The 25804-nt window shown below is 64.7% G+C and carries 27 protein-coding genes; 13 read left to right on the forward strand and 14 right to left on the reverse strand.

Annotation, left to right across the window (positions count from 1 at the left end; genetic code table 11):
* Nucleotides 1-4: 4 nt before the first annotated feature.
* Genes crcB through clpS form a run of 3 tightly spaced genes read left to right on the forward strand, consistent with a single transcriptional unit; the run spans nt 5 to nt 1120 of the window.
* Nucleotides 5-430, forward strand: coding sequence for a fluoride efflux transporter CrcB (gene crcB, locus XH79_RS13285; protein WP_212343356.1), 426 nt, complete (start codon nt 5-7; stop codon nt 428-430).
* Between the two features lie 2 nt (nt 431-432).
* Entirely contained in the window at nt 433-774 is a 342-nt protein-coding gene (locus XH79_RS13290) for a DUF190 domain-containing protein (RefSeq protein ID WP_271581969.1), read from the forward strand.
* Nucleotides 775-814: 40 nt separating this feature from the next.
* A complete protein-coding gene (gene clpS, locus XH79_RS13295) occupies nt 815-1120 on the forward strand; it encodes an ATP-dependent Clp protease adapter ClpS (RefSeq protein ID WP_025034645.1) in 306 nt (101 codons plus the stop codon).
* A 42-nt stretch (nt 1121-1162) separates the two neighbouring features.
* Here clpS and XH79_RS13300 read toward each other — a convergent pair whose 3' ends face one another.
* From XH79_RS13300 to fabI, 4 genes are all read right to left on the reverse strand, one after another.
* A complete protein-coding gene (locus tag XH79_RS13300) occupies nt 1163-2353 on the reverse strand; it encodes an adenylate/guanylate cyclase domain-containing protein (protein ID WP_271581970.1) in 1191 nt (396 codons plus the stop codon).
* A gap of 70 nt (nt 2354-2423) precedes the next feature.
* On the reverse strand, nt 2424-3512 hold the full coding sequence (gene aroC, locus XH79_RS13305) for a chorismate synthase (protein ID WP_271581971.1): 1089 nt from the start codon (nt 3510-3512) through the stop codon (nt 2424-2426).
* A gap of 89 nt (nt 3513-3601) precedes the next feature.
* Nucleotides 3602-4201, reverse strand: a complete 600-nt coding sequence (locus XH79_RS13310) for a histidine phosphatase family protein (protein WP_271581972.1) — start codon at nt 4199-4201, stop codon at nt 3602-3604.
* A gap of 24 nt (nt 4202-4225) precedes the next feature.
* Nucleotides 4226-5041: an enoyl-ACP reductase FabI gene (gene fabI / locus XH79_RS13315; protein ID WP_271581973.1), complete on the reverse strand. Its 816-nt coding sequence runs from the start codon at nt 5039-5041 to the stop codon at nt 4226-4228.
* Nucleotides 5042-5213: 172 nt separating this feature from the next.
* Between fabI and XH79_RS13320 the strand changes: the two genes are divergently transcribed.
* Together XH79_RS13320 and XH79_RS13325 are read left to right on the forward strand one after the other, a co-directional pair.
* Complete coding sequence (locus XH79_RS13320) at nt 5214-5702, forward strand: sigma-70 family RNA polymerase sigma factor (protein WP_011085414.1); 489 nt, start codon at nt 5214-5216, stop codon at nt 5700-5702.
* Between the two features lie 106 nt (nt 5703-5808).
* Nucleotides 5809-6579, forward strand: coding sequence for an anti-sigma factor family protein (locus tag XH79_RS13325; protein ID WP_271581974.1), 771 nt, complete (start codon nt 5809-5811; stop codon nt 6577-6579).
* 316 nt (nt 6580-6895) lie between these two features.
* Here XH79_RS13325 and XH79_RS13330 read toward each other — a convergent pair whose 3' ends face one another.
* Both XH79_RS13330 and XH79_RS13335 read right to left on the reverse strand, forming a co-directional pair.
* Nucleotides 6896-7855: a J domain-containing protein gene (locus XH79_RS13330; protein ID WP_271581975.1), complete on the reverse strand. Its 960-nt coding sequence runs from the start codon at nt 7853-7855 to the stop codon at nt 6896-6898.
* A 109-nt stretch (nt 7856-7964) separates the two neighbouring features.
* Nucleotides 7965-8372, reverse strand: coding sequence for an RT0821/Lpp0805 family surface protein (locus tag XH79_RS13335; RefSeq protein WP_212343348.1), 408 nt, complete (start codon nt 8370-8372; stop codon nt 7965-7967).
* Nucleotides 8373-8485: 113 nt separating this feature from the next.
* On the opposite strand from XH79_RS13335, the gene pdxH reads away from it, so the two are divergent.
* Genes pdxH through XH79_RS13350 form a run of 3 tightly spaced genes read left to right on the forward strand, consistent with a single transcriptional unit; the run spans nt 8486 to nt 10706 of the window.
* Nucleotides 8486-9127, forward strand: coding sequence for a pyridoxamine 5'-phosphate oxidase (pdxH, locus tag XH79_RS13340; RefSeq protein WP_271581976.1), 642 nt, complete (start codon nt 8486-8488; stop codon nt 9125-9127).
* Nucleotides 9128-9165: 38 nt separating this feature from the next.
* Entirely contained in the window at nt 9166-9918 is a 753-nt protein-coding gene (locus XH79_RS13345; RefSeq protein ID WP_271581977.1) for an SDR family NAD(P)-dependent oxidoreductase, read from the forward strand.
* Between the two features lie 17 nt (nt 9919-9935).
* Entirely contained in the window at nt 9936-10706 is a 771-nt protein-coding gene (locus XH79_RS13350) for a class I SAM-dependent methyltransferase (RefSeq protein ID WP_271581978.1), read from the forward strand.
* An 80-nt stretch (nt 10707-10786) separates the two neighbouring features.
* Here the strand turns inward: XH79_RS13350 and XH79_RS13355 are convergent, their stop codons facing one another.
* Nucleotides 10787-11020, reverse strand: a complete 234-nt coding sequence (locus XH79_RS13355; RefSeq protein ID WP_212343345.1) for a hypothetical protein — start codon at nt 11018-11020, stop codon at nt 10787-10789.
* Between the two features lie 184 nt (nt 11021-11204).
* Nucleotides 11205-12182 carry a magnesium transporter CorA family protein gene (locus tag XH79_RS13360; RefSeq protein WP_212343344.1) on the reverse strand — a complete coding sequence of 326 codons (978 nt, stop codon included), beginning with the start codon at nt 12180-12182 and terminating at the stop codon, nt 11205-11207.
* A gap of 326 nt (nt 12183-12508) precedes the next feature.
* Between XH79_RS13360 and XH79_RS13365 the strand changes: the two genes are divergently transcribed.
* Entirely contained in the window at nt 12509-13195 is a 687-nt protein-coding gene (locus tag XH79_RS13365) for a L,D-transpeptidase (RefSeq protein WP_018648678.1), read from the forward strand.
* Nucleotides 13196-13234: 39 nt separating this feature from the next.
* Here XH79_RS13365 and XH79_RS13370 read toward each other — a convergent pair whose 3' ends face one another.
* Nucleotides 13235-14314 carry an extensin family protein gene (locus XH79_RS13370; protein WP_271581979.1) on the reverse strand — a complete coding sequence of 360 codons (1080 nt, stop codon included), beginning with the start codon at nt 14312-14314 and terminating at the stop codon, nt 13235-13237.
* Between the two features lie 65 nt (nt 14315-14379).
* Here XH79_RS13370 and XH79_RS13375 point away from each other — a divergent pair, with 65 nt between their 5' ends.
* Together XH79_RS13375 and XH79_RS13380 are read left to right on the forward strand one after the other, a co-directional pair.
* The gene (locus tag XH79_RS13375) at nt 14380-16008 is read left to right on the forward strand and encodes a fatty-acid--CoA ligase (RefSeq protein ID WP_271581980.1); all 1629 of its coding nucleotides are present in this window, start codon (nt 14380-14382) and stop codon (nt 16006-16008) included.
* Nucleotides 16009-16205: 197 nt separating this feature from the next.
* Nucleotides 16206-17060: a DUF1499 domain-containing protein gene (locus XH79_RS13380; protein ID WP_271581981.1), complete on the forward strand. Its 855-nt coding sequence runs from the start codon at nt 16206-16208 to the stop codon at nt 17058-17060.
* Between the two features lie 136 nt (nt 17061-17196).
* On the opposite strand, the gene XH79_RS13385 is transcribed toward XH79_RS13380, so the two are convergent.
* The 4 genes from XH79_RS13385 to XH79_RS13400 all read right to left on the reverse strand — a co-directional run bounded on the left by XH79_RS13385 (nt 17197) and on the right by XH79_RS13400 (nt 22675).
* Nucleotides 17197-18114 carry an MBL fold metallo-hydrolase gene (locus XH79_RS13385; RefSeq protein WP_271581982.1) on the reverse strand — a complete coding sequence of 306 codons (918 nt, stop codon included), beginning with the start codon at nt 18112-18114 and terminating at the stop codon, nt 17197-17199.
* Between the two features lie 157 nt (nt 18115-18271).
* Complete coding sequence (locus XH79_RS13390) at nt 18272-19486, reverse strand: acyl-CoA dehydrogenase (RefSeq protein ID WP_036004014.1); 1215 nt, start codon at nt 19484-19486, stop codon at nt 18272-18274.
* Between the two features lie 190 nt (nt 19487-19676).
* On the reverse strand, nt 19677-20753 hold the full coding sequence (gene ribB, locus XH79_RS13395) for a 3,4-dihydroxy-2-butanone-4-phosphate synthase (RefSeq protein WP_212343339.1): 1077 nt from the start codon (nt 20751-20753) through the stop codon (nt 19677-19679).
* Between the two features lie 191 nt (nt 20754-20944).
* The gene (locus XH79_RS13400) at nt 20945-22675 is read right to left on the reverse strand and encodes a cation:proton antiporter (RefSeq protein ID WP_212343338.1); all 1731 of its coding nucleotides are present in this window, start codon (nt 22673-22675) and stop codon (nt 20945-20947) included.
* 67 nt (nt 22676-22742) lie between these two features.
* Here XH79_RS13400 and XH79_RS13405 point away from each other — a divergent pair, with 67 nt between their 5' ends.
* Both XH79_RS13405 and XH79_RS13410 read left to right on the forward strand, forming a co-directional pair.
* On the forward strand, nt 22743-23270 hold the full coding sequence (locus XH79_RS13405) for a DUF3124 domain-containing protein (protein WP_212343337.1): 528 nt from the start codon (nt 22743-22745) through the stop codon (nt 23268-23270).
* 90 nt (nt 23271-23360) lie between these two features.
* Entirely contained in the window at nt 23361-24596 is a 1236-nt protein-coding gene (locus XH79_RS13410; protein ID WP_271581983.1) for an aminotransferase-like domain-containing protein, read from the forward strand.
* 353 nt (nt 24597-24949) lie between these two features.
* Here XH79_RS13410 and hpaD read toward each other — a convergent pair whose 3' ends face one another.
* Complete coding sequence (gene hpaD / locus XH79_RS13415) at nt 24950-25804, reverse strand: 3,4-dihydroxyphenylacetate 2,3-dioxygenase (protein WP_271581984.1); 855 nt, start codon at nt 25802-25804, stop codon at nt 24950-24952.

Genomic DNA, 25804 nt, shown 5'->3' on the forward strand with positions numbered 1-25804 from the left:
GCTGATGAGCTCCCCTTCCACCGACCGCTGGCGCAGTGCGGTGCTCTATGCCTGGGTTTCCTTCGGCAGCATCCTGGGCGGACTGGCGCGCTATTTCGTTTCCCTTCTGCTCGACACCGGGCCCGCCTTCCCCACCGCGACGCTGTTCATCAATGCCACGGGCTCGCTGATCATCGGCTTCTACGCGACGCTGACCGGCCCTGACGGCCGCGTCCTGGCGCGGCCCGAGCACCGGCAATTCGTCATGACCGGGTTCTGCGGCGGCTACACCACCTTCTCCGCCTTCAGCCTGGAAACCTTCCGCCTGTTCCATGGGGGCATGAAATACACTGCGCTCGCCTATGTCGCGTCCTCGGTCGTCTGCTGGCTGGTGTCGGTGTGGGCCGGGCATATGCTGGCGAGCCGCTACAACCGATTGAAAAGGAGCTGACCATGCAAATTCCCAATCAGGCTGTTTCGCTCCGCATCTTCATCGGCGAGAGCGATCATTCCGAGGGCAAGCCGCTCTATGAAGCGATCGTGATGACGGCGCGCGAGCGGCACCTCGCCGGCGCCACCGTGCTGCGCGGGCCCATGGGCTTCGGCAAATCGAGCCGATTGCACACCTCGAAGATCCTGCGCCTGTCGGAAGACCTGCCGTTGCTGATCGAGATCGTCGACAGCGAGGACAACATCAATGCATTCCTGCCCATCCTGGACGGCATGATGTCGAGCGGGTTGATCACCTTGGAGAAGGTGCAGGTCCTGCAATATGGTGAGAAGGCCGCGAGCTGATCGCTTCCGGCCGGAAACCCCGCCGTGTCCAGGAGGCGGAATGAACGACACCGTCACCAAGCCGAAAACCAGGACCAAGACCAAGGTCGAGCGGCCGAAGCTGCACAAGGTCATCCTGATCAACGACGACTACACGCCGCGCGAATTCGTCACCATGGTGCTGAAGGCCGAATTCCGCATGACCGAGGATCAGGCCTACAAGGTCATGATCACCGCGCACAAGCTGGGCGCCTGCGTGGTTGCCGTCTTCACCAAGGACGTCGCCGAGACCAAGGCCACCCGCGCCACCGACGCCGGCCGCGCCAAGGGCTATCCGCTGCTGTTCACGACCGAGCCGGAGGAATGAGGCTTCATCGTGCGACGATGAACGACTTCAGCTCAGTGCGCATTACGCCATCACCACCGGCGTCTCCTCGCCGAGCCCGTAGACGCGCTGCGCCATGGAAAATCCCGCGATCGGAAACTCGCCGAGCTCGCGCCAGTCGTGGCGGCAGGCATTGGCAAAGACTTCCGAGACCACGACGGTGCGGCCCAGGCGGCCGGCGATCTTCTCCAGCCGTGCGGCGAGATTGACGGCAGGACCGATGCAGGTGAAGTCGAGGCGGTTGCCGCCGCCGATATTGCCGTAGAGGATGTTGCCGACGTGGAGCGCGACGCCGAAGCGGAAGCGCTCGACGATGTCGCCGACCGGAAAGGCCAGCGCCTCGACGCTGGCGCGGGATTCGCGCGCGGCCTCCAGCACGCGCGAACAGACATGGGCGGCATCGCCGACATATTCGTCGATCGGGAACACCGCGAGCAGGCCGTCGCCCATGAACTTCAGCACCTCGCCGCCATGGCCGCGGATCGCTGTGACCTGGCAGTCGAAATACTGGTTGAGGATGTCGACCACGGTCTCGGCCGGCAGGCGATCCGACAGCGCGGTGAAGCCGCGCAAATCCGACAGCCAGATCGCCGCCTGCATGGTGTCGTTGTGGCCGCGGCGGATCTGGCCGCCGAGGATGCGCGCGCCGGCGCGGTTGCCGACATAGGTGTCGAGCAGCATCTCGGCGGTGCGGCGCAGGCTGATGATCTCGCTGACGCGGGCGAGCGGCGTCACGATGGTCCTGATCGCCGCGATGTCTTCCTCGCTGAAGCCGCCGGGACGGCGGGTGACCCAGCTCGTCGCGTGGATCGAGCCGTCGAGATACGGCATCGGCATCGCGACATAGTCGGTGACGCCTTCGGCGCGCATGTCGTCGAGGAACGGAAACCGCTTGCTGTCGGGATCGTCCATCCGTCCCCGGACCTCCAGCCCCTGCTCGAACACGATGCGGAGCGGGCTCCTGGCGAATTCGGGCGTATCGAGAATCTCGAAATCGACGGAGCCGATCTCGACCTCCTGGCCCTGCCGCCAGATGAAGTTGCGGCCGAAGATTTCCGGATGCAGCGTGCGGATGAAGATGCCGAAGCGCCACAGCGGCAGGCCGGCCTCGACCAGATGCTCGCAGACGTTGGCGATCATCTCGGCCGGGGTCCCGGACGACCTCGCGCCGTCGATCAGCCAATTGGTGAGGCGCTGGAGCTCGGAGGTTTCCATGCGCGCATTTGCGGACGAAGTTGCAGCGACGTCAAGCTGCGCGGTGGGCTGGTACCGCGACACGAAGGCCCTAGCGGCCGACCTGCCCGCGATCCCGAATGAAATGATCCGCCAGCACGCAGGCCATCATGGCTTCGCCGACGGGGACGGCGCGGATGCCGACGCAGGGATCGTGGCGGCCCTTGGTGAAGATCTCGGTATCCGCGCCCTTGCGATCGACGGTGAGACGCGGCTGCAGGATCGACGAGGTCGGCTTCACCGCGAAACGCACCACGATCGGCTGTCCCGTGGAGATGCCGCCCAGAATGCCGCCGGCATGGTTGGAGAGGAAGCGCGTGCCGTCATTGCCGGTGCGCATCTCGTCGGCGTTCTCTTCGCCGGTGAGCTCGGCCGCGCCGAAGCCGGCGCCGATCTCGACGCCCTTCACCGCGTTGATGGTCATCATCGCGCCCGCCAGATCGGAATCGAGCTTGGCGTAGATCGGCGCGCCGAGGCCGGCCGGCACGCCTTCGGCGACGATCTCGAGCACCGCGCCGATCGAGGAGCCGCTCTTGCGGATACCGTCGAGATAGGTCTCGAAGAACGCGGCCTTGTCCTTGTCCGGGCAGAAGAACGGATTTTTTGCAATCTCGTCCCAGTCCCACTTGCCGCGGTCGATCTTGTGCGGGCCGATCTGCACCAGCGCGCCGCGCACCTTCACGTCGGGCAGCACCTTTCGCGCGATGGCGCCGGCGGCGACCCGCATCGCAGTCTCGCGCGCCGAGGAACGGCCGCCGCCGCGATAGTCGCGCAGGCCGTACTTCGCCTCATAGGTGAAGTCGGCATGACCGGGACGAAACTTGTCCTTGATCTCGGAATAGTCCTTCGAGCGCTGGTCGGTGTTCTCGATCAGCAGGCCAATCGGCGTGCCCGTCGTCACCTGCACGCCGGTCTCCGGATGCGCCATCACGCCGGACAGGATTTTCACCTGGTCCGGCTCCTGGCGCTGGGTGGTGAAGCGCGACTGGCCGGGACGGCGACGGTCGAGGTCACGCTGGATGTCGGCCTCGGTCAGCGGGATCATCGGCGGGCAGCCGTCGACCACGCAGCCGATCGCCACCCCATGGCTCTCGCCGAAGGTGGTGACGCGGAACATGTGGCCGAAGGTGTTGAAGGACATCGCTGCTCGCTGGTTCGGTTCCGGCGTGTGGTAACGCGCGGGGGGCTGGGGGTCAAACCCGCAAGGCGGGCGGACGGCGGCAGACCGGCCTAACTATACTTCTCCAGCCGGCCCTCGCGGAACACGTAAACGGCGCCCTGCTCGATATAGAGCTCGGCGGCGCTGGCGGGGGTCTCCAGCCCCAGGGACACCATCAGGGCCCGGCAGGTGCCGCCATGGGCGACCGCGACGGTGTCGGTCCGGAGCTGGTGGTACCAGGCGCGCACGCGGACCTGGACGTCGGCATAGGTCTCCCCGCCCGCGGGGCCCACCGTCCATTTGTCGGCGAGGCGCCTCGCATAGATGTCGGGATCCTTCGCCTCGCTTTCGGCGAGCGTCAGCCCTTCCCAAGTGCCGTAGCCGATCTCGCGCAGACGATCGTCGAGCGCGTAATCGGCAGGGGGCAGTTCGAGCTTGCCGCGCGCGAGCTCCATGGTCTGGCGCGCGCGGCCCAGCGGGCTCGACACGTAAGGCAGGGCGGCCTTGTCGCGCCCGTCACGCCTGAACAGATCGGCCAGCACGAGGCCTGCCTGCACGGCCTGACTGCGGCCGCGCGCGTTCAGCGGAATGTCCTTGGTGCCCTGAAGCCTGCCGAGCGCATTCCACTCGGTCTCGCCGTGGCGAAGGTAATAGATCGTAGGCACGGGCATTCCAGCTGAAGATCAGTCCTTGGATCAGTCCTTACCGCCGAGCGAAATGTCCGGCGCGTCCGGCCGCTTCATGCCGAGCACGTGGTAGCCGGAATCGACGTGATGCACCTCGCCGGTGACGCCGCGCGAGAGGTCGGAGAGGAAATACAGCGCGCTGCCGCCGACGTCTTCGGTCGAGACGTTGCGCCGCATCGGCGCGTTGGTCTCGTTCCACTTCAGGATATAGCGGAAGTCGCCGATGCCGGACGCCGCCAGCGTCTTGATCGGCCCCGCCGAGATCGCGTTGACGCGGATGTTCTTCTCGCCGAGGTCGGCGGCGAGATAGCGCACGCTGGCTTCCAGCGCCGCCTTGGCGACGCCCATCACGTTGTAATGCGGCATCCACTTCTCGGCGCCGTAATAAGAGAGCGTGATCAGCGAGCCGCCATCGGTCATCAGCTTCTCGGCGCGCTGCGCCACCGCCGTGAACGAGTAGCAGGAGATCAGCATCGACTTGGTGAAGTTCTCCTGCGTGGTGTCGACGTAGCGGCCGTCGAGCTGCTCGCCATACGCGATCGCGTGCACCAGGAAGTCGATCTTGCCCCACTTTTCCTTCAGCACCGCGAAGGCCGCGTCGATGGTCGCAGCGTCCGTGACGTCGCAATGGCCGAGCACGAGACCGCCGATCTCGGCGGCGAGCGGCTCGACGCGCTTCTTCAGCGCATCGCCCTGATAGGTGAAGGCGAGCTCGGCGCCGGCGGCGTGGCATGCCTTGGCAATGCCCCAGGCGATCGAGCGGTTGTTGGCAACGCCGAGGATCACCCCGCGCTTGCCTTGCATCAGACCTGAATCCTGCGCCATTTTTGAACGTCCCGTCGAGCTCTCGTTGAGGTCTGGAGGTACACCAGCCCTCCCTTTCGGTACAGCCCTAATACGCGGCGTTAACGCTGTTTCGAGCGCCGGAATAGCCGTTCCATTCGGGTGTTATGATGATTGTGGCGCTTGCGCCGAACGGCAGGACATCAAAGACGGCATGAGTGCGTTTCGCCAGAGCGTGGAAGCCATGATCCCGGCGTTGCGCCGCTACGCCCGCGCGCTCACGCGCGATGCGGATGCGGCCGACGATCTGGTGCAGGATACCTTGGTGCGTGCGCTCCGTTCGGAGCGCCTGTTTCTCGGCGGCGACGTCAGGAGCTGGCTCTATACGATCCTGACCAACCTCAACAAGAACCGGCGGCGCTCATTGGCGAGGCGGCCGCAATTCATGCAGCTGACGGAGAACAACCCCGACGCCAGCGGGACCGAAGCCGAGGGACGCGACATCGAGAAGGCGCTGGCAACACTGGTCGAGGAGCAGCGCTCGGTGCTGCTGCTGGTGATGCTGGAGGGCATGAGCTACCGCGAGGTCGCCGACATCCAGGGCGTGCCGATCGGCACCGTGATGTCGCGCCTGGCAAGGGCGAGAGCCCACGTGAAAGCCTCACTGGAGGGTGAGCGCCCGGCGCTCAGGCGGGTGAAATGATGGCCGGGTTGATGCATCGAATAATGACCGCCCGCAGCCTGACGGTGAAGCGGGTGAAGTTGAGCAACGAAGGATATTTTGGGCCGCAGAGCCAGAGACGACCGATATGAACGACCGCAGCATTCCCATCACCGAGGACGAGCTCCACGCCTATGTCGACGGCGAGCTGCCGGCCGAGCGACGCGCCGACGTCGAGGCCTGGCTTACCGCCCACCCCGAGGATGCCGAGCGGGTGCAGTCCTGGCAGACCATGGCCGAGATGCTGCACGCCCGCTACGATTCCGTCGCCCAGGAGCCGGTGCCGGTACGGCTCGAGCTGGAGCGGCTGGAGCGCCGTCCCCGGCAATGGTTCTATGGCGCCGCCGCGGCCGTGCTGGTGGCCTTCGTCGCCGGCGGCACCGCCGGCTGGGTCGCGCATGGCGCCGCCAATGCGCCTTCGACCTTCCAGAGCTTCACCGCGGACGCGCTCGACGCCCACCGTCTCTATGTCGTCGAGGTCCGCCACCCCGTCGAAGTCGGCGGCAACGAGCGCGATCATTTGCAGGCCTGGCTGACCAGGCGCTGCGGCTGGACCGTGTTCGCGCCGAATTTGGAAGCGAGCGGACTGAAGCTGGTCGGCGGCCGGCTGCTGCCGGGACCGAACGGGCCGGCGTCGTTCCTGATGTATGAGGGCGCCTCGGGTGAGCGGTACACGATCTACTCCGCCAAGACCGAGAATGGTGCAACGCAAATGCGCTACGCCAGGACGGACAAGGATGGTGCGTTGTTCTGGGCCGAGCGCGGCGTCGGCTACGTCGTCAGCGGCGGCGGTGATCGCGACCGGCTGACCAAGGTGGCGCAGGCCGTCTACGACCAGGCAGAGAAAAACGGCACCTAAACAACCGTCAAACCGCGGTGCCTCGATTCCGTCATTGAAAATTTCGAATCAAGACACGGGCGTGTCTCATTATCGCACCGGGTGTTCACGCGATTATGAGCTGCGTTCGATCCGCCGATCGACGCGGGCGGCCTCGATTGGGGTTTTTGGTACCGCGCTGGTCCCCCTCTCGAGGCCGCACCTTTTTATCGGCTGCCCCGCCGGACAGCCGACACGTCGTGACATGAAGCGCTACTACGCTTCAGGAGTATGATGAGCATCATCTCGTGGACGATGCTTCCGGCTTCCAGGAGAACCCCTTCAGTTCGATCTCGCCCTAACCAAGCCCGCTACGTGGATTGTAGGGGTGTTGGTCCCGCCACTTCTCCATCAATGCTTCAAGCTCGGCGTCGTTCCCGTCCGGTAGCATAATCCTGATGGTGACGAAGAGATCCCCGGTTCCGCCGGATTTCGGCAGGCCCTTGCCTTTGAGACGGAAGGTCCGGCCGCTGGAAGTGTTCTTGGGGACCGAGAGCTCCACGGCATTGCCGAGGGTGGGCACGCGGACCTTGGCGCCGAGCACCGCCTCGTACAGCGTGACCGGCAGGTCGATCCTGAGATCTGAACCCTCGACCTTGAAGAACGGGTGCGGCGCGATGCTGATGGTGATCAGGAGATCGCCGGGCGGATGGCCCTGGGCGCTCTCGCCCTGCCCCCGCAGCCGGATCTGCTGGCCCTCGGTGACGCCGGCCGGAATCTTGACGTTGAGCTCCTTGCCCGTGGGCAGCCGGACGCGCTTCTCGCCACCCTTGACCGATTCCTCCAGCGAGACGGACATCGCGACGTTGACGTCGAGATCAAGCCCGACCCCGCCGGTGTCGAATTCGAACTGCCCTGAGCCGCCGGCTCCGGGCCGCGCACCGCGCATCCCGCCGCCGAACATGCTGTTGAGGATGTCCTCGAAGGCGCCGCCGCCCTGGCCGGGTCCGCCGCCGGAGCGGAACGTATAGCTCTCGAAGCCGCCGGGACCCGCGCGACCGCGCGGGCCGCCGCCCGGAAAGCCCTGGAAGCGCGGCTTGCCCTCGGCGTCGATCTCGCCGCGGTCGAACTGCTTGCGCTTGTCCTCGTCGCCGATGATCTCGTTCGCCGAGTTGATCTCGGAGAAGCGCTCGGCCGCCTTCGGATCGTCCTTGTTGCTGTCGGGATGGTGCTTCTTGGCAAGCTTGCGATAGGCGCTCTTGATCGCGGCAGCGTTGGCGCTCCGCGGCACCCCCAAGACCTCATAGGGGTCGCGCATCCGTCACGTCTCCTTCAAGGAATCGAATTGTCTAAAGGGCTCCCCGCCCCACCTGCGATCCATGTGGGGTAGGAGTGGCATTTTTGCAACTAGGGCTACCGGCCGAATCCTAGCTCCGCCACGGCTTTAGCGTATGAATCTCCCAACGGCCACGACTGCTTTGGCAGCCGGCGCCCTGGAGCCAGCTTTCCGTGTTCCCGTTGACGTAGCTCGCCAGGAAATCGCGGCACTTGCGGCCGTCCTCGGCGGCATAGGACTGCGCGATCGGGGTCACCGAGCCCCGCGCCCCTGTCTCCGGGTTCTCCCAGTGCTGGCTGGAATCCTTGTCGCCCTTGCTCAGCACGTCGGTGGCGGCGTTGCGGGCGAAGGCGAGATCGGTCTCCGTCGGCGCGGTGTCTTTCGCCGGCCGCACGATCGAGCCGGTGAGGTCGCTGTCGTCAGCCTTGGCATAGGCGCTCTTGTCACCACGGGAGAAGCTGCAGCCGCCGGTGCCGAGCCCGACCAGAATGATCGTCATGACAAGGCTGGACGGCCGGATCGCCGATAGGCCAACGCGTCCCCATGCCCTATATAGGGCGGTAGCGGACAACAACGCGTTTTGGGCCGCGGGACGCAACTCGGACTCCAGACATGACCGACACGACCTCGATGAAACACCAGACACCCTTAACATCCGGTGATTTCACCGCCGCCGACGAGCCATTTGCGCTGTTCGAGGCCTGGCTGAACGAGGCGATCAAGAGCGAACCGAACGATCCGAACGCCATGGCACTCGCAACCGTCGATCCCGACGGGCTGCCCGATGTGCGCATGGTGCTGATGAAAGGCTTCGATACCGAGGGTTTTGTCTTCTACAGCCACATCGCGAGCCAGAAGGGCCGCGAACTCGCCGCAAATCCTAAGGCAGCGTTACTTTTTCACTGGAAGTCGCTGCGCCGTCAGGTCCGCATCCGCGGCAACGTGACGCCGGTGACCGACGCCGAGGCCGACGCCTATTTCGCAACGCGACCGAAGCAGGCGCAGATCGGCGCCTGGGCGAGCAAGCAATCCGAAGCGCTGGAGAGCCGCTTCGCCTTCGAGCAGGCCATCGCCAAGGTCGCGGCCAGATATGTCATCGGCGAGGTGCCGCGGCCGCCGGGCTGGAGTGGCTGGCGCATCAACCCGACACGCATCGAGTTCTGGCACGACCGCCCGTTCCGTCTGCACGACCGCATCGAATTTCGTCGTGACGCCGCCGGCCAGCCATGGTCCAAGACGCGGATGTATCCTTGAGCCTTGTCCCGAGCTCTGAGCCGACCTGAAAGATGTCCATGCCGCATTCGTCCAACCTGCCGCGTCGTACGCTGCTCCTCACCGGGGCGAGCCGCGGCATTGGCCACGCCACCGTGATCCGCTTCTCCTCGGCGGGCTGGCGCGTCATCACCTGCTCGCGGCATGCTTTTCCCGAGGATTGCCCGTGGGACGCGGGTCCTGAGGACCACATCCAGGTCGATCTCGGCGATCCCACGGACACCGCGCGCGCGATCTCCGAAATCCGCAACCGTCTCGAAGGCGGCATGCTGCATGCGCTCGTCAACAACGCCGCGATCTCGCCGAAGGGCCCGGGCGGCGGCCGGCTCGGCTCGGTCGACACCGACCTCGACACCTGGACGCACGTCTTCCACGTCAACTTCTTCGCGCCGATCATGATCGCGCGCGGACTGATCGAGGAGTTGAAGGCGGCCAAGGGCTCAGTCGTGAACGTCACCTCGATCGCGGGCTCGCGCGTGCATCCCTTCGCGGGTGCCGCCTATGCGACATCCAAGGCCGCGCTCGCATCGCTGACGCGCGAGATGGCCTCCGACTTCGGCCGCGTCGGCGTGCGCGTCAATGCGATTGCGCCGGGCGAGATCGACACCTCGATCCTGTCGCCGGGTACCGAGAAGATCGTCGATCAGCAGATCCCGATGCACCGGCTCGGCACACCGGACGAAGTGGCCAAGATCATCTACGTGCTGTGCACGGACACCAGCTCGTACGTCAACGGCGCCGAGATCCACATCAACGGCGGCCAGCACGTGTAGGCCAGAACGGCGGAAGCATGGGCCGGTTCGCGAGCACCGCGTCACTCTACGAGCATTTGCGGCCGCCCTACCCGAGCGAATTCTTTCGCAGCGTCACGCGAAAGCTCGGCCTCTCGAAACAGAGCAGCCTGATCGACCTCGGCACCGGACCCGGGCTGCTGGCGCTCGGCTTCGCTCCCTCTGTCGGCCGTATCGTCGGCGTCGACCCTGAGCCTGCAATGCTCGATGCGGCGCGCCGCGCGGCTGCGAGAGCAGGCCACGCGCTCACGCTGATCGAAGGCAAGGCCGAGACCCTTGCGCCCGACATCGGCACATTCGATGTCGTGACGATCGGCCGCGCGCTGCACTGGATGGATCGCGAGTCGACGCTGGCACGGCTCGACAAATTGGTTGCGCGCGAGGGCGCGATTGCGATCTGCGCCTCGTTCTCGGCCACCGACGGCAGCAATCCATGGCTCGATGGCTACAACGAGATCCGCCGCCGCTGGTCGCCGGCCAGGCTGTGGGAGGAGGCCGGCCGGGGCACGCGGACACATCGCGACCTGCCCGCGTTCTTCCGCGACAGCGCGTTCCGGCCCACCGAGCTTGTCACGGTCGAGACCAGTCACTCGGTCAGCGTAGAGGACCTGACGCGGCGCACCCTCACCTATTCGTCGTCATCACCGGAGGCATTGGGCGACAATGTCGAGGCGATGCTAAAGGATGTCGGGAAACATCTGGTGCCGTTCAGCCGCGACGGCACGATCGCCGAGACCATTGTCTCGACGGCGCAGATCGTGAAGCGCTGATTGATATGCCGAAGGACGGAAGCAAGGCGATCCAGACAACGCCGCCGCAAGACCTGGATCGCCCGCCTTCCTTCCGTTGCTCAATCGACTCGAATCCGACGTGACCGATCGCGCAGCCTTGAAGCTGAAGCACTTGGAGCTCCGGCATTGAATGCGGTCGAGCAGTCGTCGTCGTTCTCGCCATCGAGCAGCGGAGCACCACAGTGCCGGCACAGGCGTGCCGACATCGACGACGCCTTGCCGCTCGCCAGGACCTGACGATAGTTCGCCAGATCGATGACGTTGCGGGGCGACGTTATGTGTTTTTCAACCATGGCTGTTCCTCGCGGCTACGCACTACTTATCGCAGACAAGTTTCGCGCAAACGTTCAGCCCACCGCTCAAATTTTACCGGAGGAATTGGGGCGGAGCGCACACATCACCGCGACGCCGCAATCCCGCTCTATTCTGCGACACCAAGCACCGTGTCTCTGCGAACGGTGTAAGGTCTCGGTAGTATTACAGCCACTTCTTCCATTTGAAGATCCAGTACGGAACGATGGCGGCGATGAGCATCATCACCAGCGCCATCGGATAGCCGTGCACCCATTCGAGTTCCGGCATCGCTTTGAAGTTCATGCCGTAGATCGAGGCGATCAGCGTCGGCGGCATCAGGACAACGGCCATGACCGAAAACAGCTTGATGATGTTGTTCTGCTCGAGATTGACGACGCCGAGCATGGCGTCGAGCACGAAGGTGATCTTGTTGGAGAGATAGGAGGCATGGTCGGTTAGCGAGACGACGTCGCGCTGCATGGTCTTGAGCTGCTCGCGCATGTCCTTCGACCATTTGACGCCTTCCACCACCGCCGAGAGGAATGCGGCGACGCGGCCGATCGAGACCAGGCTCTCGCGAACCTTCGAGGTCAAATCGCCCTTGCGGCCGATCGAGATTAGGATCTGGGAATATTGCTTGGCGTGACCGTGGCGCTCGCTTTCGGGCTCGAAGATGTCGTGCGAGACCTGGTCGATCTCGGCGCCGCAGCGCTCCAGGATGTCGGCGCAGCGGTCGATCACGGCGTCCAGCAGTTCCATCAGCACCATCTCGCCGGTGACGGACGGCGTGCAGGAGCGGGCCAGCTTGGCCTCGACCAGCGCAAACGGCTTCGGCAGGTCGTAGCGCACCGTCACCAGGCGATGGTCGCCGAGGATGAAGGTCACCGCTGTGGTCCGGGGCATGTCGGTATCGGAGTGGCACATCAGCGTCGCGGTCATGTAGCGCGCGCCGTTCTCGATATAGAGGCGGCTGGAGATCTCGATCTCCTGCATGTCTTCCCGGGTCGGGATGGCGATCCCCGCCAGCCGCTCCACGGCCTTGTCCTCGGCAGCCGAGGGGTTGACGAGGTCGATCCAGACCGCGTTCTCCGGCAGCACCGTGAGATCCTCGATGACCGCCTTCTTGAGGGAGGACTCGGAGGGAACAAACACCGAAAACATGAACAACTCCAGAGAACCTGCGACAGAATGACAGCCCTTAGCGCGATTCTGACAGGTTCACGATGACAACAACATTAACGGAGGGTTTGCATTTGTGGCGCTACTGTGGCGCAGAATCGACAGTCCGGACCTCCCTTGCCAAAAAAACCCCATAGCCTTGCAAAACTTGCGGCAGAAAAGCCACAGCTTGGGTCTCGCAGCGCGGGAAAAGGCCTTCAGCGCTGGAATTGTGGCAGATTTCAACGATAATGGGACTAACGGAGTCGAGGAACTTGGGCGCTAAGCCCGGGCCTTCCGCACGGTATTGTTTTGATTGGAACCAAACCATGTCGTCGCTGAAAGTTAAGTTGGGAATTTTGGCCGCGGGCCTGATGCTGTCGGGCTGCATGCAGGCCACGCATTTCGAGGCGACCGACACCAAGGCATTCAAGCCGAAGGACAAGGAACTCCTTGCCAAGGTCCGGTATGAGAACACCCCTGTCGCGGAGCCGTTCCGCCGCGCCATCGTCGAATATCACCGCAAGGAATCGCCGGGCTCGATCGTGGTCGATTCCGACAATCACTACCTCTATTACGTGCAGGATGGCGGCAAGGCGATCCGTTACGGCATCACCGTCGGCGAAGAGGCTATGGCCTGGTCGGGCATCGCCAAGGTAGGCAGCAAGACCGAGTGGCCGGCCTGGCACCCCACCCCCGGCGAAATTTCGCGCCTGGGCGTGCCGACCTATGTCGCACCGGGTCCGGACAATCCGATGGGCTCCCGCGCGATTTACCTCTATTCCGGCGGGAAAGACACATTGTTCCGCATCCACGGCACCAACCAGCCGGAATATATCGGCGCCTCGATTTCGTCAGGCTGCATCCGCCTGACCAACGAGGACGCGATCGATCTCTATGATCGCGTCAAGGTCGGCACCATCGTCGTGGTGCTCGAGCCCAAGCACGGTGATTCCCCCTACAATTCCCGTCTGGCGCTCGGCGCCGGCGGAACCGGCCAGGCGGGCAGCTACTGATCGCCGCCTCCTGATCTCTGAAATCCAAAAGCGCCGGTTTTACCGGCGCTTTTTTGTTGCCGGCTTGTGCGGCTGAGCCTTCTCGGGTGTCGACTTCTCCACAGGCCGAGAGGATTTCTCGGCCGCCTCGTCATCGGCGCCTTCCTTTGCCTCAGGCTTGGCCGCGACCTCGCGCGGCGGCGCCTCCTCGGGGCGCTCCGCCGGCAAGAGCGGGGCGACCTGCGGCAGGGGATCCCAGACATTCCACTGGCAGATCCGGTAGTCGTTGCGCCGCTGGGCGAGATCGAGATGGATGTGGTCCTCGTGGTACCAGTCCGAGCCCGGCCCGAGCACGGTGGAGAAGCGCGCGCAGACCGAATGCAGCACGCGCTCGCGCACATCGCGCGACATGGAGCGGTCGGTGAGGCCGATCGACTGCCCGTTGGCGAGCTTGATGGCGCGGACGTCGAGCGCGTTGGCCTTGCCGTGCTCGGACAGCATCGCGCCGACGATGCGGTTGCGGCCCCGGCACTCGAAGCTGTCGAAATTGTCGAGATCGCTGATGGTGGTGCCGAGGCTCGCGGCCAGCGGCACCATGTCCTTGCGCACCCAGTCCGCGATCGCGGAGGCCATGGTGCAGCGGAGGATCGCAGCAGGCTTCACCGTCACCTTGCGCTTGTCCGGCAGCACGATGGCCTCGAGCCGCACCAGATCCCCGCCGCCGCAGGCGCCGGGACCGCGAATATCGGGAATGGAGGGTGCGATGGCGATCTCCTCGGTCAGCGCGAGGCGGCAGGCGGAGAGCTGCTTCTCGGGCGGTCGCGCCGCCTCGGCGGGCTTGGTGTCACCCGGCTTGTCCGGGGACGGCTTGCCCTCGGCCTCCGGCGGGGCCTCGTCGGATGCTTTCGGGGCCTCCTCGGGGCGCGGTCTCGGGAGCGGGATCCTGACCGAATGAACCCTCGCACGCGGCCGTGGTGTACCAAGGCCAAAGATATCGAACGGCGCAGCATATTTTCGCGCCTCTGCCTGCTCCGTCAGCACAAGCGACAGTCCCAGCGCGACGGTAACCATTGCCGCGCCGGCGGACATATAGCCGCGACAAGACCATTTGCGGCGAAAGTCCGGCAGGCTAAAATTCATGACAATTCTTTGGCCCAACGCTGAGAGCAAAAACGCGCCCAGCGACTTCTCGGAGGAACGTCGGAATGCTTGGTTTGATGCAAGACTGGCCCCTGCTCTGCCACCGGATCATCGAACACGCCGCCAGGATTCATGGCAAGCAGGAGGTGGTCACGCGATCGATCGAGGGACCGATCCATCGCACCAACTATGCCGAGATCCACAAGCGCGCGCTCAAGGTCTCCCAGATGCTGGAGCGCGACGGCATCAAGCTCGGCGACCGGGTCGCAACGATCGCCTGGAACACCTGGCGCCATCTCGAGGTGTGGTACGGCATCATGGGGATCGGCGCCATCTGCCATACCGTCAATCCCCGCCTTTTCCCCGAGCAGATCGCCTGGATCATCAACCATGCGCAGGACCGCATCGTGATGACCGACATCACCTTCGTTCCGATCCTGGAGAAGATCGCCGACAAGCTGCCAAGCGTGGAGCGCTACATCGTGCTCACCGACAAGGCGCATATGCCGCAGACCACGCTGAAGAATGCGGTGGCCTACGAGGACTGGATTGCGCAGGCCGACGGCAAATTCAAATGGAAGGACTTTGACGAGAACACGGCGGCCGCGATGTGCTACACGTCGGGCACCACGGGCGACCCGAAGGGCGTGCTGTACTCGCACCGCTCCAACGTGCTGCACGCGCTGATGGCCAACAATGTCGATGCGCTCGGCACCAGCGCCTCCGAGACGATGCTGCCGGTGGTGCCGCTGTTCCACGCCAACAGCTGGGGCATCGCGTTCTCCGCGCCCTCGCAGGGCACCAAGCTGGTCATGCCCGGCGCCAAGCTCGACGGCGCCTCGGTCTACGAGCTGCTCTCGACCGAGAAGGTGACGCACACTGCCGGCGTGCCCACGGTGTGGCTGATGCTGCTCCAGCACATGACCGCCAACAATCTGAAGCTGCCGGAGCTGAAGATGGTGATCTGCGGCGGCTCGGCGATGCCGCGCTCGATGATCAAGGCCTTCCTCGACATGGGCTCGAACGTCCGCCACGCCTGGGGCATGACCGAGATGAGCCCGATCGGCAGCGTCGCGGCGTTGAAGCCGCCGTTCCAGAACGCGACCGGCGACGCCAAGCTCGACGTGCTGCAGATGCAGGGTTATGCCCCCTTCGCCGTGCAGATGAAGATCACCGACGATGTCGGCAAGGAGCTGCCCTGGGACGGCAAGACTTTTGGCCGCCTCAAGGTCTCCGGCCCCGCCGTGGCCAAGGCCTATTACCGCGTCGACACCAACATCCTCGACGAGGAAGGCTTCTTCGACACCGGCGACGTCTCGACCATCGACGAGGACGGCTACATGCGGATCACCGACCGCTCCAAGGACGTGATCAAGTCCGGCGGCGAGTGGATCTCCTCGATCGACCTCGAAAACCTCGCGGTCGGCCATCCGGCCGTGGCGGAAGCCGCCGTGATCGGCGTGTTCCATCCCAAATGGGACGAGCGGCCGCTCCTGATCGTGCAGCTCAAGCAGGGCCAGCAGGCTACGCGCGAGGACATCCTGAAATACATGGACGGCAAGATCGCCAAATGGTGGATGCCCGACGACGTCGCCTTCGTCGACGGCATCCCGCACACCGCCACCGGCAAGATCCTGAAGACGGCGCTGCGCGACCAGTTCAAGGATTACCGCTTCCCGAACGCGGCGGCGTAGGGACGTACACGTCATTCCGGGGCGATGCCAACGGCATCGAGCCCGGAATCTCGAGATTCCGGGCTCGCCCTTTGAGCGCCCCGGAATGACGGGCAATGAAGAGCCGGAACCCTTGAATTTGCCCGCGGGCCGTGGTCTCAACGGCTCATCGTCGCGCCAGATCGGCCGGCACCAAGACCCCGGCAGAGCTTCACCCGATGGCCCGCAGGTTTTCCGCTCCCTACCAGACGGAGCCCGTGTCCAGCCTCGCCAGCTGGGCGCGCAATCTCGCCGTGTTCGCGGTGGTGGCCGTATTGGTGTCGATCATTGTCGTCCGCTTCGGCTTCCTGGAGCCGAAGCCGGCGCTCGTCACCTTCTTTGGAGGCCTCGCAATCGCGGGGCTCTCGATCCTGTTCGGGCTCGCGGGCTTCGCCGCGATCTGGCAGAACGGCTCGCGCGGCATGGCGCGCATCCTGCTCGCGTTCCTGATCGACGGCGCGATCCTCGCCTACCCCGCCTATCTCGCCCTGCAATACCGCAAGCTGCCGGCGATCCACGACATCACCACCGACCCGATCGACCCGCCCCGCTTCGACGCATTGGCGCGGCTGCGCACCGGCGACGGCGCCAACACGGCCGTCTATGCCGGTCTCTACTCGGCCGAGCAGCAGCGCCATTTCTACCCCGATATCGAACCGATCGAGCTCGAGATCCCGGTCGATCGCGCCTATGCGATCGCGCTCCAGCTGGTCAACAAGCGCAAATGGCTCGTCATCGACGAGCGCGCGCCGCAGCCGCCGCGCCGTATCGGCCGCATCGAGGCGGTGGCCCGCACGCCGATCATGGGCTTGCGCGAGGACATTTCCATCAGGGTCGTGCCCGACGGCGAGGATTCCCGCGTCGATATCCGCTCCGCCTCGCGCTATTTCGATAGCGATCTCGGCAGCAATGCCGCACGTGTGAGGAAATTCATCGAGGATCTCAACACCGCTGCGGACGCCGATGCGCTCAAGCCGGTGAAGAAGACCCCGGTCGCGCCGCCGAAGGCTCCGGCGAAGACGGTGAAGAAATAGCCCCTGGTGTCATTCCGGGGCGATGCGCAGCATCGAACTATGATGCGCAATTGCGCATCAGAGAATCCATCCTTCCACCAACGCCGCGGCCCGATGGATTCCGGGATCGCGCTGACGCGCGCCCTGGAATGACGAGCTAGGCCATCCGGTACGTCCCGGTGATCACGGGATCGCCGTCCGTCGCCACCACGCCGCGGGCGACGAGGTCTTCCAGATGCGCCAGCACGGAATAGCCGGCGGCCGTCGTCAGCCTCGGATCGATGCCGATATAGATCGCGCGCACCATGGTCGGGATATCGGCCTCGCCCTTGGCGAGGCGGTGCAGGATCGAGGCCTCGCGCGCCTTGCGGTGGCGGATCAGGAAACGCACGAAGCGCGGGCCGTCCGGGATCTCGGGGCCGTGACCGGAGAAGTAGAGATCCTCCTCGCGCGCGGCGAGGCGGTCGAGCGAGTCCATGTAGTCGATCATCGAGCCATCGGGCGGCGCCACGATCGAGGTCGACCAGCCCATCACGTGGTCGCCGACGAAATTGAATTTCCGCTCCGGCCAGGCGAAGGCGAGGTGATTGGCCGTGTGACCGGGCGTCGCCACCGCCTCGAGCCGCCAGCCGTCGCCCTCGACGACGTCGCCATGGACGATCCTGATGTCCGGGACGAAATCGCGATCGACGCCGGATTCCGGATTGTGCTTCTCGCTCTCGAAGCGCGGGCGCGAGGCGCGGTGCGGACCTTCGGCATAGACCGGCGCGCCGGTCGCCTGCTTGATCCGCGCGGTGTTCGGCGAGTGGTCGCGGTGGGTATGGGTGACGAAGATGTGCGTCACGGTCTCGCCGCGCACCGCCTCGAGCAGCGCCGCCGCATGCGCCGCATCATCAGGACCGGGATCGATGATCGCAACGTTGCCCTTGCCGACGATGTAGCTGACCGTGCCGGTGAAGGTGAAGGGGCTCGGATTGTTACAGAGCACGCGCCGCACGCCGGGACGGACTTCCTCGACGATTCCGGGCTGAAGCGGAAAGTTGCGGTTGAACGGGACGTCGTCGTTGTCGGACATGGCTTCTTCTTTGTTCTTTGACGTCATTCCGGGATGGCCCGTCAGGGCCAGACCCGGAATCTCGATGGAACAGGAATAATGCGGCCCGAGATTCCCAGGTGCGCAATTGCGCACCTGGGTTCGCGCTTCGCGCGCCCCGGAATGACGGATGATCAGATCAGAAAAACGCCTGGATGCCCGTGATGGCGCGGCCCAGGATCAGGGCGTGGACGTCGTGGGTACCCTCATAGGTGTTGACCGTCTCGAGGTTATGGACGTGGCGCATCACGTGGTACTCGATCGAGATGCCATTGCCGCCGTGCATGTCGCGGGCGGTGCGGGCGATGTCGAGCGCCTTGCCGCAATTGTTGCGCTTCATGATCGAGATCATCTCGGGCGCGAACTTGCCCTCGTCCATCAGGCGGCCGACGCGGAGCGAGCCCTGCAGGCCGAGCGCGATCTCGGTCTCCATGTCGGCGAGCTTCTTCTGCACCAGCTGGGTGGCGGCGAGCGGCTTGCCGAACTGCTTGCGGTCGAGCGTGTACTGGCGGGCGCGGTGCATGCAGTCCTCGGCCGCGCCAAGCGCGCCCCAGGAGATGCCGTAGCGGGCGCGGTTGAGGCAGCCGAACGGGCCTTTCAGGCCGGAGACGTTGGGCAGCAGCGCGTCTTCGGGAACCACGACGCCGTCCATCACGACCTCACCGGTGATTGAGGCGCGAAGCGAGAGCTTGCCGCCGATCTTCGGCGCGGAGAGGCCCTTCATGCCCTTCTCCAGCACGAAGCCGCGGATCTGGTTGTCGTGCGCCGCCGACTTGGCCCAGACCACGAACACGTCGGCGATCGGCGCGTTCGAGATCCACATCTTGCTGCCGGTGAGGCGATAGCCGTCCGAGACCTTCTCGGCGCGGGTCTTCATGCCGGCCGGATCGGAGCCGGCGTCCGGCTCGGTCAGGCCGAAGCAGCCGACCCACTCGCCGCTGGCGAGCTTCGGCAGGTACTTCTTGCGCTGGTTCTCGTCGCCATAGGCGTAGATCGGATACATCACCAGCGAGGACTGCACCGAGTTCATCGAGCGGTAGCCGGAATCGACCCGCTCGATCTCGCGCGCGACGAGGCCATAGGCGACGTAGCTCGCGTTGGCGCAGCCATATTCCTCGGGCAGCGTGATGCCGATCAGGCCGAGCTCACCCATCTCGTTGAATATCTCGCGGTCGGTCTTCTCTTCCAGATAGGCCTTGGAGACGCGGGGCAGCAACTTGTCCTGGGCATAGGCACGGGCGGTGTCGCGCACCATGCGCTCGTCTTCGGTCAGCTGCTCGTCGAGCAGGAACGGATCGTCCCACTGGAAAGAAGCCGCAGCCGGCTTGTCCTTGGCCTGAGGGCGCACGCTCATGAAACGTCCTTTCGCGTCTGGTTCCGTCTAATAATTGCCCGACAAATTAAAGCGCCGCGGCAACAAGTGCAAATGCATCCTGGTTTCGGTCATTCCGGGTCGCGCAACGGCGAACCCGGCATGTCTTTGCTTACCACCTCGAGATTTCGGGTCTGGCGCTTTCAGCGCCATCCCGGAATGACACTGCGTGTCAGGTTTCGAGCTGCTCGTTGGCGACGATCTCGATGCCGAAGCCCGACAGGCCCTTGTAGTCGTGCACCGAGGAGGTGAGATGCCGGATCGAGGTGACGCCGAGATCGCGCAGGATCTGCGCACCGACGCCGATCTCGCGCCACTGGCGGTTGCGGTCGGCCTCGGTCGAGGTCTCGTCCGGAAGCGGGGACACGGGCACGCCGGCAGCGCCGTCCCGCAAGTAGACCAGCACGCCGCGGCCGGTCTTCTTGAAATGCTCGAGCACGGCGGCCATGCGCTTGTGGCCGGTGAAGGTGTCCTTGACGATGTTCGGCTTGTGGAAGCGCGTCAGCACGTTCTTGCCGTCGCCGACACCGTTGTAGACGAAGGCGACGTGGGCGATGGAATCGAACGGCGAGCGGTAGGCATAGCCCTGCAAGGGTCCGATCGGGCTATCGATGACGAAGGTCGAGACCCGCTCGATCAGTTTCTCGCGCGCCTGGCGGTAGGCGATCATGTCCGCGATGGTGACGTGTTTGAGCTTGTGCCTGGCGGCGAACTGCGCGACCTGCTCGCCCTTCATGACGCTGCCGTCGTCGTTCATCAGCTCGCTGATGACGCCGACCGGCGGCAGGCCGGAGAGCTTGCAGAGATCGACGGCGGCCTCGGTATGGCCGGAGCGCAGCAGCACGCCGCCATCCTTGGCGATCAGCGGGAAGATGTGGCCAGGCCGGGCAAAGTCGTTGGCGCCGACATTGGGGTTGGCGAGCGCCCGGCAGCACGAGGCGCGCTCCTCGGCCGAGATGCCGGTGCCGCCGTCGGGCTTGTAGTCGACCGAGACCGTGAAGGCGGTGGTGTGCGCGGAATCGTTGTGGGCGACCATCGGATCGAGCCGCAGGCGGCGGGCGTCCTCGGTGGTCACGGGGGCGCAGACGATGCCGGAGGTATGGCGGATGATGAACGCCATCTTCTCGGCGGTGCAGAGCGAGGCGGCGACGATCAGGTCGCCCTCGCCCTCGCGGTCCTCGTCGTCGGTGACGACGACGAGCTCGCCCCTGGCAAAGGCCTGCAAGACTTCCTGGACGGTATCGGGCATGTCCCAATCTCTATCGGTTACGGGGCCGGAGGCTTAGCCGGACGCCTTAGCCGGACTTGGCTCCAAGCGCTAGTGTCCTGGACGCAACCGCATATGCCTGATGGCGGGCCGGCCCGCGGGCCTCAGGCTTGCACCGAAGATACCAAGGATATAGGTGCGCGAGGCCCGGACGGAAGACGGCAAACCGCCCGTCAGGGCAGCACCTCGCGCCGCTCGCCGAGCCGCAGATCGAGCTCGGCGCGCTTGTCGTCGAGCAGGCCGGCCTGGGCGGCTTCGATCACGGTAAACAGCTCATGAGCATCGCTGAGCCGGGTCACCGTGACGTAGCTGGCGCCGGCCGCATAGAGCTCCCCCACATCCGACAGCAGATCGGCCGTGGCAACGATCAATGCGGTCGGATTGAGGGTGCGGACGTGACGGACCAGCTTCTCGTTGCTGGCGCCCTTCAAGAGCGCGTCCGGCACGCTGAGGATGATCATCTCGGACTTGCCGACGCCGGCATGGAGCAGCGTGTCGGCGCTGCTGATGTCGCCATAGATCACGTGCAGGCCGCGCGATAACAGCGTCTGGTACACATTGGGGTTGAAATCGACCACCGTGATCTGCTCCAGCAGCACCGGCGCCTGCCGCTCGATCTCCGCCAGCAGCGCGCTCGCCGCACGGAAAAAGCCGAGGATGACGATGCGGCGGGCCTCGCCATGACCGCCCTCGTGGCTCTCCTCGGCATGGCCGTTGCCGTGATCGAGATCGCGCAGGCCGATCCGCTTCAACGGGCCAATCGCCCAGCGGGTGATCTCGTCGCTGCGGCTCATCGCGAAGGTCGAGAGCACCGCCAGCACCACGAAGGCGAAAGAGGCGGCATTCGCCGTCTCGGCTGCGATGTGGTGGTCGTTGACGCCGGTCTGGATCACCACCAGCGAAAACTCGGAGATCTGCGCGAGGTTGAGCGCCGGCAACAGGCTCGCGCGCAGCCCCTGCTTCATCAGGTAGAGCGGCGTGAAGGTGGTGACGAGGCGGCTCACCACCGTGAACGCCGCGATCATCAAGGCAAGCCCGATCACGGAGAGGCCGGGCACGGGAATGGTCATGCCGAGCGCGACGAAGAACAGCGTGATGAAGAAGTCCCGCAGCGTGGTGACCTTGGCGGTGACGTCGAGCGCGTAAGGAAAGGTCGAGAGCGAGACGCCGGCGATCAGGGCGCCCATCTCGCGCGACAGCGACAGCCGCTCGGCGGTCTCGGCGACGAGAAAGCACCAGGCGAGCGCGCCGAGCAGGATCAGCTCGGGGCGCCGGGCGATCTGGTGGAACAGGCGCGGCAGTACGTAACGGCTGACCAGGAGCGCAGCCGCAACCAGCACCGCGACGCGGCCGATGGAGAGCAGGATGACGGTGACTTCCAGATTGGCAAGGCTCGGCTGCACCGCCAGGAACAGGATGGCGAAGATGTCCTGCAGCACCAGCACGCCGAGCGTGATGCGGCCCGGCAGCGTGTCGAGTTCACGCTTCTCGTAGAGCACCTTGACGATGATGACCGTGCTCGACAGCGCGCAGGCGACGCAGAGATAGACCGCGTCGAAATGGCCGCCACCGAGCGACAGGCCGATGCCGACGAAGAACAGCACGCCGAGCACACAGCCGCCGAGCAGCTGGCCGCCCGCGGCAAACAGGATCACCCTTCCGGCCCGGACGATCTTCTTCAGGTCGATCTCCAGGCCGATCATGAACAGCATGAAGATCAGGCCAAGCTCCGAGATGACGCTGATCGACTCCTGCGAATGGACCCAGCCGGCACCGAATGGACCTATGCAGAAGCCGGCGATAAGGTAGGCCAGGATCAGGGGTTGCCGGGAGAAATGGGCGAGCAGGCCCAGCCCCCAGGCAAACAGAATACAGAGGGTGATGTCGCGAATGAGCTCATGCATGCCAAATTGGTCCGTTTTGCCGCACCCTAGTGGCGGGTTGCGGCGCGGCAAGCGAGCAATTCGTCACATGCGGTTCGTGCTCTCTTTGATAGCCCTGCTGGGTCCATTCGCGTCCGCATTGCCAGCCGCCGCGCAATCCAAGGTCAATATCGAACAAACCTTTGCCGATTCGCTCACTGCGCTGCCGAAGGAGGAGCTCGCCGCGTCCGGCGGATTCTACGTGCCGGCCTATTCCAGCGTCGCGATGAGCCAGGGCAAGCTGCGTGTCGACTTCTCGGTGACGTTGAGCGTGCACAACGCCTCCGAGACCCAACCGCTGGTCCTCAAACGCATCGCCTATTTCGACACCGCAGGCAAGCAGGTCGAGAGCTATCTGAAGGCGCCGGTGGCACTAAAACCCCTCGCCACCGTCTCGATCTTCATCCCGACCGACGACGTGCGCGGCGGCACGGGCGCCAATTTCATCGTCGACTGGGCCGCCACGGGCGAGATCTCCGAACCGGTGGTCGAGGCCCTGATGGTTGGCGGCGTCGCCAATGCGCATTACGCTTTCATCAGCCAGGGCCGTCCGACCCGGACGGCCGGCAAAAAGTAACAGCCGTCCGACCCCGGGCGGCCAGCAAAGTCGTAAAGCAGGCCGGTGCAAAGCCGGCCGCTCAACAAGAACAAAACGAGGAACGCCCCCATGACGTCCAGCTTCGATTTCGCGCCCCTGTTCCCTGCAGGGCTGCCGGCCCCGACTGCGCGCTGGACGGGCCTTGCCAAATACAGCTTCGTCGGTGGCAACAATGATTCCGAACAGGTGCCGCTCGACGAGCTGATCGAAGCAACCAACACGGTGCTGCGGCGCGAGGGCCGCTCCCTCGCCACTTACGGGTTGGCGCATGGTCCGCAGGGCTACCTGCCCTTGCGCGAATTTCTGGTCACCAAGCTGAAACGCCATGCCGGCATCAGCTGCACGGTCGACGATCTCCTGATCGTCTCGGGCTCGCTGCAGGCGCTCGACCTCGTCAACAACACGCTGCTGACGCGCGGCGACACCGTGATCTTCGAGCAGGACAGCTATCAGGGCTCGTTGACACGCCTGGCGCGGCTCGGCGTCAATGTCGTCGGCATTCCCCTCGACAGGGACGGCATGCGCATGGACGCGCTGGCCACAGCGCTGGCCGATCTGAAGAGCCGCGGCATCCGCCCGAAATACATCTACACCATTCCGACGGTGCAGAACCCGACCGGCAGCATCATGCCGGAGAGCCGCCGCGCCGAGCTGGTGCGGCTGTCCGCCGAATATGGCGTGCCCATCTTCGAGGACGACTGCTATGCCGACCTGGTCTGGTCGGGCCAGCGGCCGCCGGCGATCCATGCGATGAGCCCGAACGGCAGCGTGATCCATATCGGCTCGTTCTCGAAATCGATCGCGCCGGCGCTACGCGTCGGCTTCATCGTCGCACCCTGGGATGTGATGTCGCGGATGTTGTCGCTGAAGACGGACGCCGGGTCCGGCGCGCTGGAGCAGATGGTGCTCGCGGCCTATTGCAAGCCGCATTTTTCGACCCACGTGCCGGCGCTGACGAAGGCGCTGCGCACCAAGCTCGACACGCTAATGGAGGCCCTCAACGAGCAGTTCGGAACGGCAGCGGAGTTCGAGGAGCCCAAAGGCGGCATCTTCCTCTGGGTGAAGCTGCCCGAGCAGGTCGATACGCTCAAACTCTATAAGGCTGCGCTGGCCGCCGGCGTCTCGATCAATCCGGGACCGGAATGGTCGACCAACAAGGGCCATTCCAGCTCGCGCCTCAGGCTCTGCTTTGCAAGCCCGACGCATCAGCAGATCCGCGAGGGCGTCGCCGTGCTGGCTGAGGTCTGCCGCAAGGAGTTCGGCGTGCCGTCGCGTAGCGCCAATGTGGAGAAGGCGAAGGCGTAGATGAGACGGGCGGCGCGGATCACGTTTTGGATACTCGGAATCTTCGTCGCTCTTGGTCTGGTGGTCGTCGCTGATGAAATCCTGGACTTCGCAACGAGCACTGAAGCGAGCGCTCGTGAAGAAGCGCTACTCACCTTTCGGCGAGAGTGCGTGAGACGCGGGATCGCTCCCGACCAGTTTGAAGGACCACAAAGAATCAAATCGCCAGAACGGACCTATGGGTTTCTTTGGAGGGATCGGTCTAATGGCGATCAGATCGTGACCATGGTGAGCTACCTCCCATCAAATTCGGAAGCCTGGTCACTAGGCCGCGATGAACTCTTCGAACCGTATGATCAGCGCTGAACTGGTGTTCACGCCTCGACGTGGAATTCCACATTGACCTGGCCGCTGCCCGATGACGGAAAATAGTCGCAGAGCTGCTCGGCGGCACCGCGGTAGTCGGACCAGCCGAGTGCCGCGAACAGCATGATGGTATCAGCCATCCCGCCCTCGCCATTGCATTTGATGGCGTAGTCGGGAAGCATGTCGAGAAATTCGCGGTAGCGGCGGCTCTGCCAGAGCTCGAGCACGTGCAAATCGACCTGGCGGTTGAACTCGCTGGCGACCGACGTCCACGCTTCCGGGCCGAGCTTCTTGTTTGGCCAGAGCCGATGCGAGAGCGAACCGCTGGCGAGGATCGCGACCCGTTCGCCGGATTCGTCGATGGCCCGGCGGGTCGCTTCACCGAGAACCCGGCTCTCCTCGAACGAGGTGAACAGCGGCGAGGCGACCGAGACGACCTTCGCAAAACCGTTCGGGTTCATGTAGTGCATCGGGACGATGGTGCCGTATTCGAGCCCGAGGCCCGCCACCTGGTGGGCGATGACGTTCAGACCGGCATCTTCGGCCCTGCCCGCAATGGCTTCGGCGAGCCCGGTATCGCCGGGCAGATCGTAGCGCAGATCCTGAATCATCTGCGGTGCCTCGTGGCTGGTGAACGAGCCGCGATGCCGCGCATTTGCGTTGATGTGATAGCCGAAATTCGAGAGCCAGTGGGTATCGAACACCACGAAGCTGGTGACGCCGCGCGCTTTCGCCCGCCGCCCAAGCTCGCGCAGGGATTCAACGGCGGCCTTGCGCGCGTCGCGTAACGGGCTGCCGGGCTGCTCCGACAGCATCAATGATGGAACATGGGTTACCTTGGCCGCGAGTACGAGCTGCCCCAT

It is taken from the genome of Bradyrhizobium sp. CCBAU 45389, assembly GCF_028128625.1.
GTDB classification, from domain to species: Bacteria; Pseudomonadota; Alphaproteobacteria; order Rhizobiales; family Xanthobacteraceae; genus Bradyrhizobium; species Bradyrhizobium liaoningense_B.

What these genes read in the sequence shown, in the direction of transcription:
- crcB (WP_212343356.1), top strand. Translation starts at nt 5, where the DNA reads ATGAGCTCCCCTTCCACCGACCGCTGGCGCAGTGCGGTGCTCTATGCC.
- XH79_RS13290 (WP_271581969.1), top strand. Translation starts at nt 433, where the DNA reads ATGCAAATTCCCAATCAGGCTGTTTCGCTCCGCATCTTCATCGGCGAG.
- clpS (WP_025034645.1), top strand. Translation starts at nt 815, where the DNA reads ATGAACGACACCGTCACCAAGCCGAAAACCAGGACCAAGACCAAGGTC.
- XH79_RS13300 (WP_271581970.1), bottom strand. Translation starts at nt 2,353, where the DNA reads ATGGAAACCTCCGAGCTCCAGCGCCTCACCAATTGGCTGATCGACGGC.
- aroC (WP_271581971.1), bottom strand. Translation starts at nt 3,512, where the DNA reads ATGTCCTTCAACACCTTCGGCCACATGTTCCGCGTCACCACCTTCGGC.
- XH79_RS13310 (WP_271581972.1), bottom strand. Translation starts at nt 4,201, where the DNA reads ATGCCCGTGCCTACGATCTATTACCTTCGCCACGGCGAGACCGAGTGG.
- fabI (WP_271581973.1), bottom strand. Translation starts at nt 5,041, where the DNA reads ATGGCGCAGGATTCAGGTCTGATGCAAGGCAAGCGCGGGGTGATCCTC.
- XH79_RS13320 (WP_011085414.1), top strand. Translation starts at nt 5,214, where the DNA reads ATGAGTGCGTTTCGCCAGAGCGTGGAAGCCATGATCCCGGCGTTGCGC.
- XH79_RS13325 (WP_271581974.1), top strand. Translation starts at nt 5,809, where the DNA reads ATGAACGACCGCAGCATTCCCATCACCGAGGACGAGCTCCACGCCTAT.
- XH79_RS13330 (WP_271581975.1), bottom strand. Translation starts at nt 7,855, where the DNA reads ATGCGCGACCCCTATGAGGTCTTGGGGGTGCCGCGGAGCGCCAACGCT.
- XH79_RS13335 (WP_212343348.1), bottom strand. Translation starts at nt 8,372, where the DNA reads ATGACGATCATTCTGGTCGGGCTCGGCACCGGCGGCTGCAGCTTCTCC.
- pdxH (WP_271581976.1), top strand. Translation starts at nt 8,486, where the DNA reads ATGACCGACACGACCTCGATGAAACACCAGACACCCTTAACATCCGGT.
- XH79_RS13345 (WP_271581977.1), top strand. Translation starts at nt 9,166, where the DNA reads ATGCCGCATTCGTCCAACCTGCCGCGTCGTACGCTGCTCCTCACCGGG.
- XH79_RS13350 (WP_271581978.1), top strand. Translation starts at nt 9,936, where the DNA reads ATGGGCCGGTTCGCGAGCACCGCGTCACTCTACGAGCATTTGCGGCCG.
- XH79_RS13355 (WP_212343345.1), bottom strand. Translation starts at nt 11,020, where the DNA reads ATGGTTGAAAAACACATAACGTCGCCCCGCAACGTCATCGATCTGGCG.
- XH79_RS13360 (WP_212343344.1), bottom strand. Translation starts at nt 12,182, where the DNA reads ATGTTTTCGGTGTTTGTTCCCTCCGAGTCCTCCCTCAAGAAGGCGGTC.
- XH79_RS13365 (WP_018648678.1), top strand. Translation starts at nt 12,509, where the DNA reads ATGTCGTCGCTGAAAGTTAAGTTGGGAATTTTGGCCGCGGGCCTGATG.
- XH79_RS13370 (WP_271581979.1), bottom strand. Translation starts at nt 14,314, where the DNA reads ATGAATTTTAGCCTGCCGGACTTTCGCCGCAAATGGTCTTGTCGCGGC.
- XH79_RS13375 (WP_271581980.1), top strand. Translation starts at nt 14,380, where the DNA reads ATGCTTGGTTTGATGCAAGACTGGCCCCTGCTCTGCCACCGGATCATC.
- XH79_RS13380 (WP_271581981.1), top strand. Translation starts at nt 16,206, where the DNA reads ATGGCCCGCAGGTTTTCCGCTCCCTACCAGACGGAGCCCGTGTCCAGC.
- XH79_RS13385 (WP_271581982.1), bottom strand. Translation starts at nt 18,114, where the DNA reads ATGTCCGACAACGACGACGTCCCGTTCAACCGCAACTTTCCGCTTCAG.
- XH79_RS13390 (WP_036004014.1), bottom strand. Translation starts at nt 19,486, where the DNA reads ATGAGCGTGCGCCCTCAGGCCAAGGACAAGCCGGCTGCGGCTTCTTTC.
- ribB (WP_212343339.1), bottom strand. Translation starts at nt 20,753, where the DNA reads ATGCCCGATACCGTCCAGGAAGTCTTGCAGGCCTTTGCCAGGGGCGAG.
- XH79_RS13400 (WP_212343338.1), bottom strand. Translation starts at nt 22,675, where the DNA reads ATGCATGAGCTCATTCGCGACATCACCCTCTGTATTCTGTTTGCCTGG.
- XH79_RS13405 (WP_212343337.1), top strand. Translation starts at nt 22,743, where the DNA reads ATGCGGTTCGTGCTCTCTTTGATAGCCCTGCTGGGTCCATTCGCGTCC.
- XH79_RS13410 (WP_271581983.1), top strand. Translation starts at nt 23,361, where the DNA reads ATGACGTCCAGCTTCGATTTCGCGCCCCTGTTCCCTGCAGGGCTGCCG.
- hpaD (WP_271581984.1), bottom strand. Translation starts at nt 25,804, where the DNA reads ATGGGGCAGCTCGTACTCGCGGCCAAGGTAACCCATGTTCCATCATTG.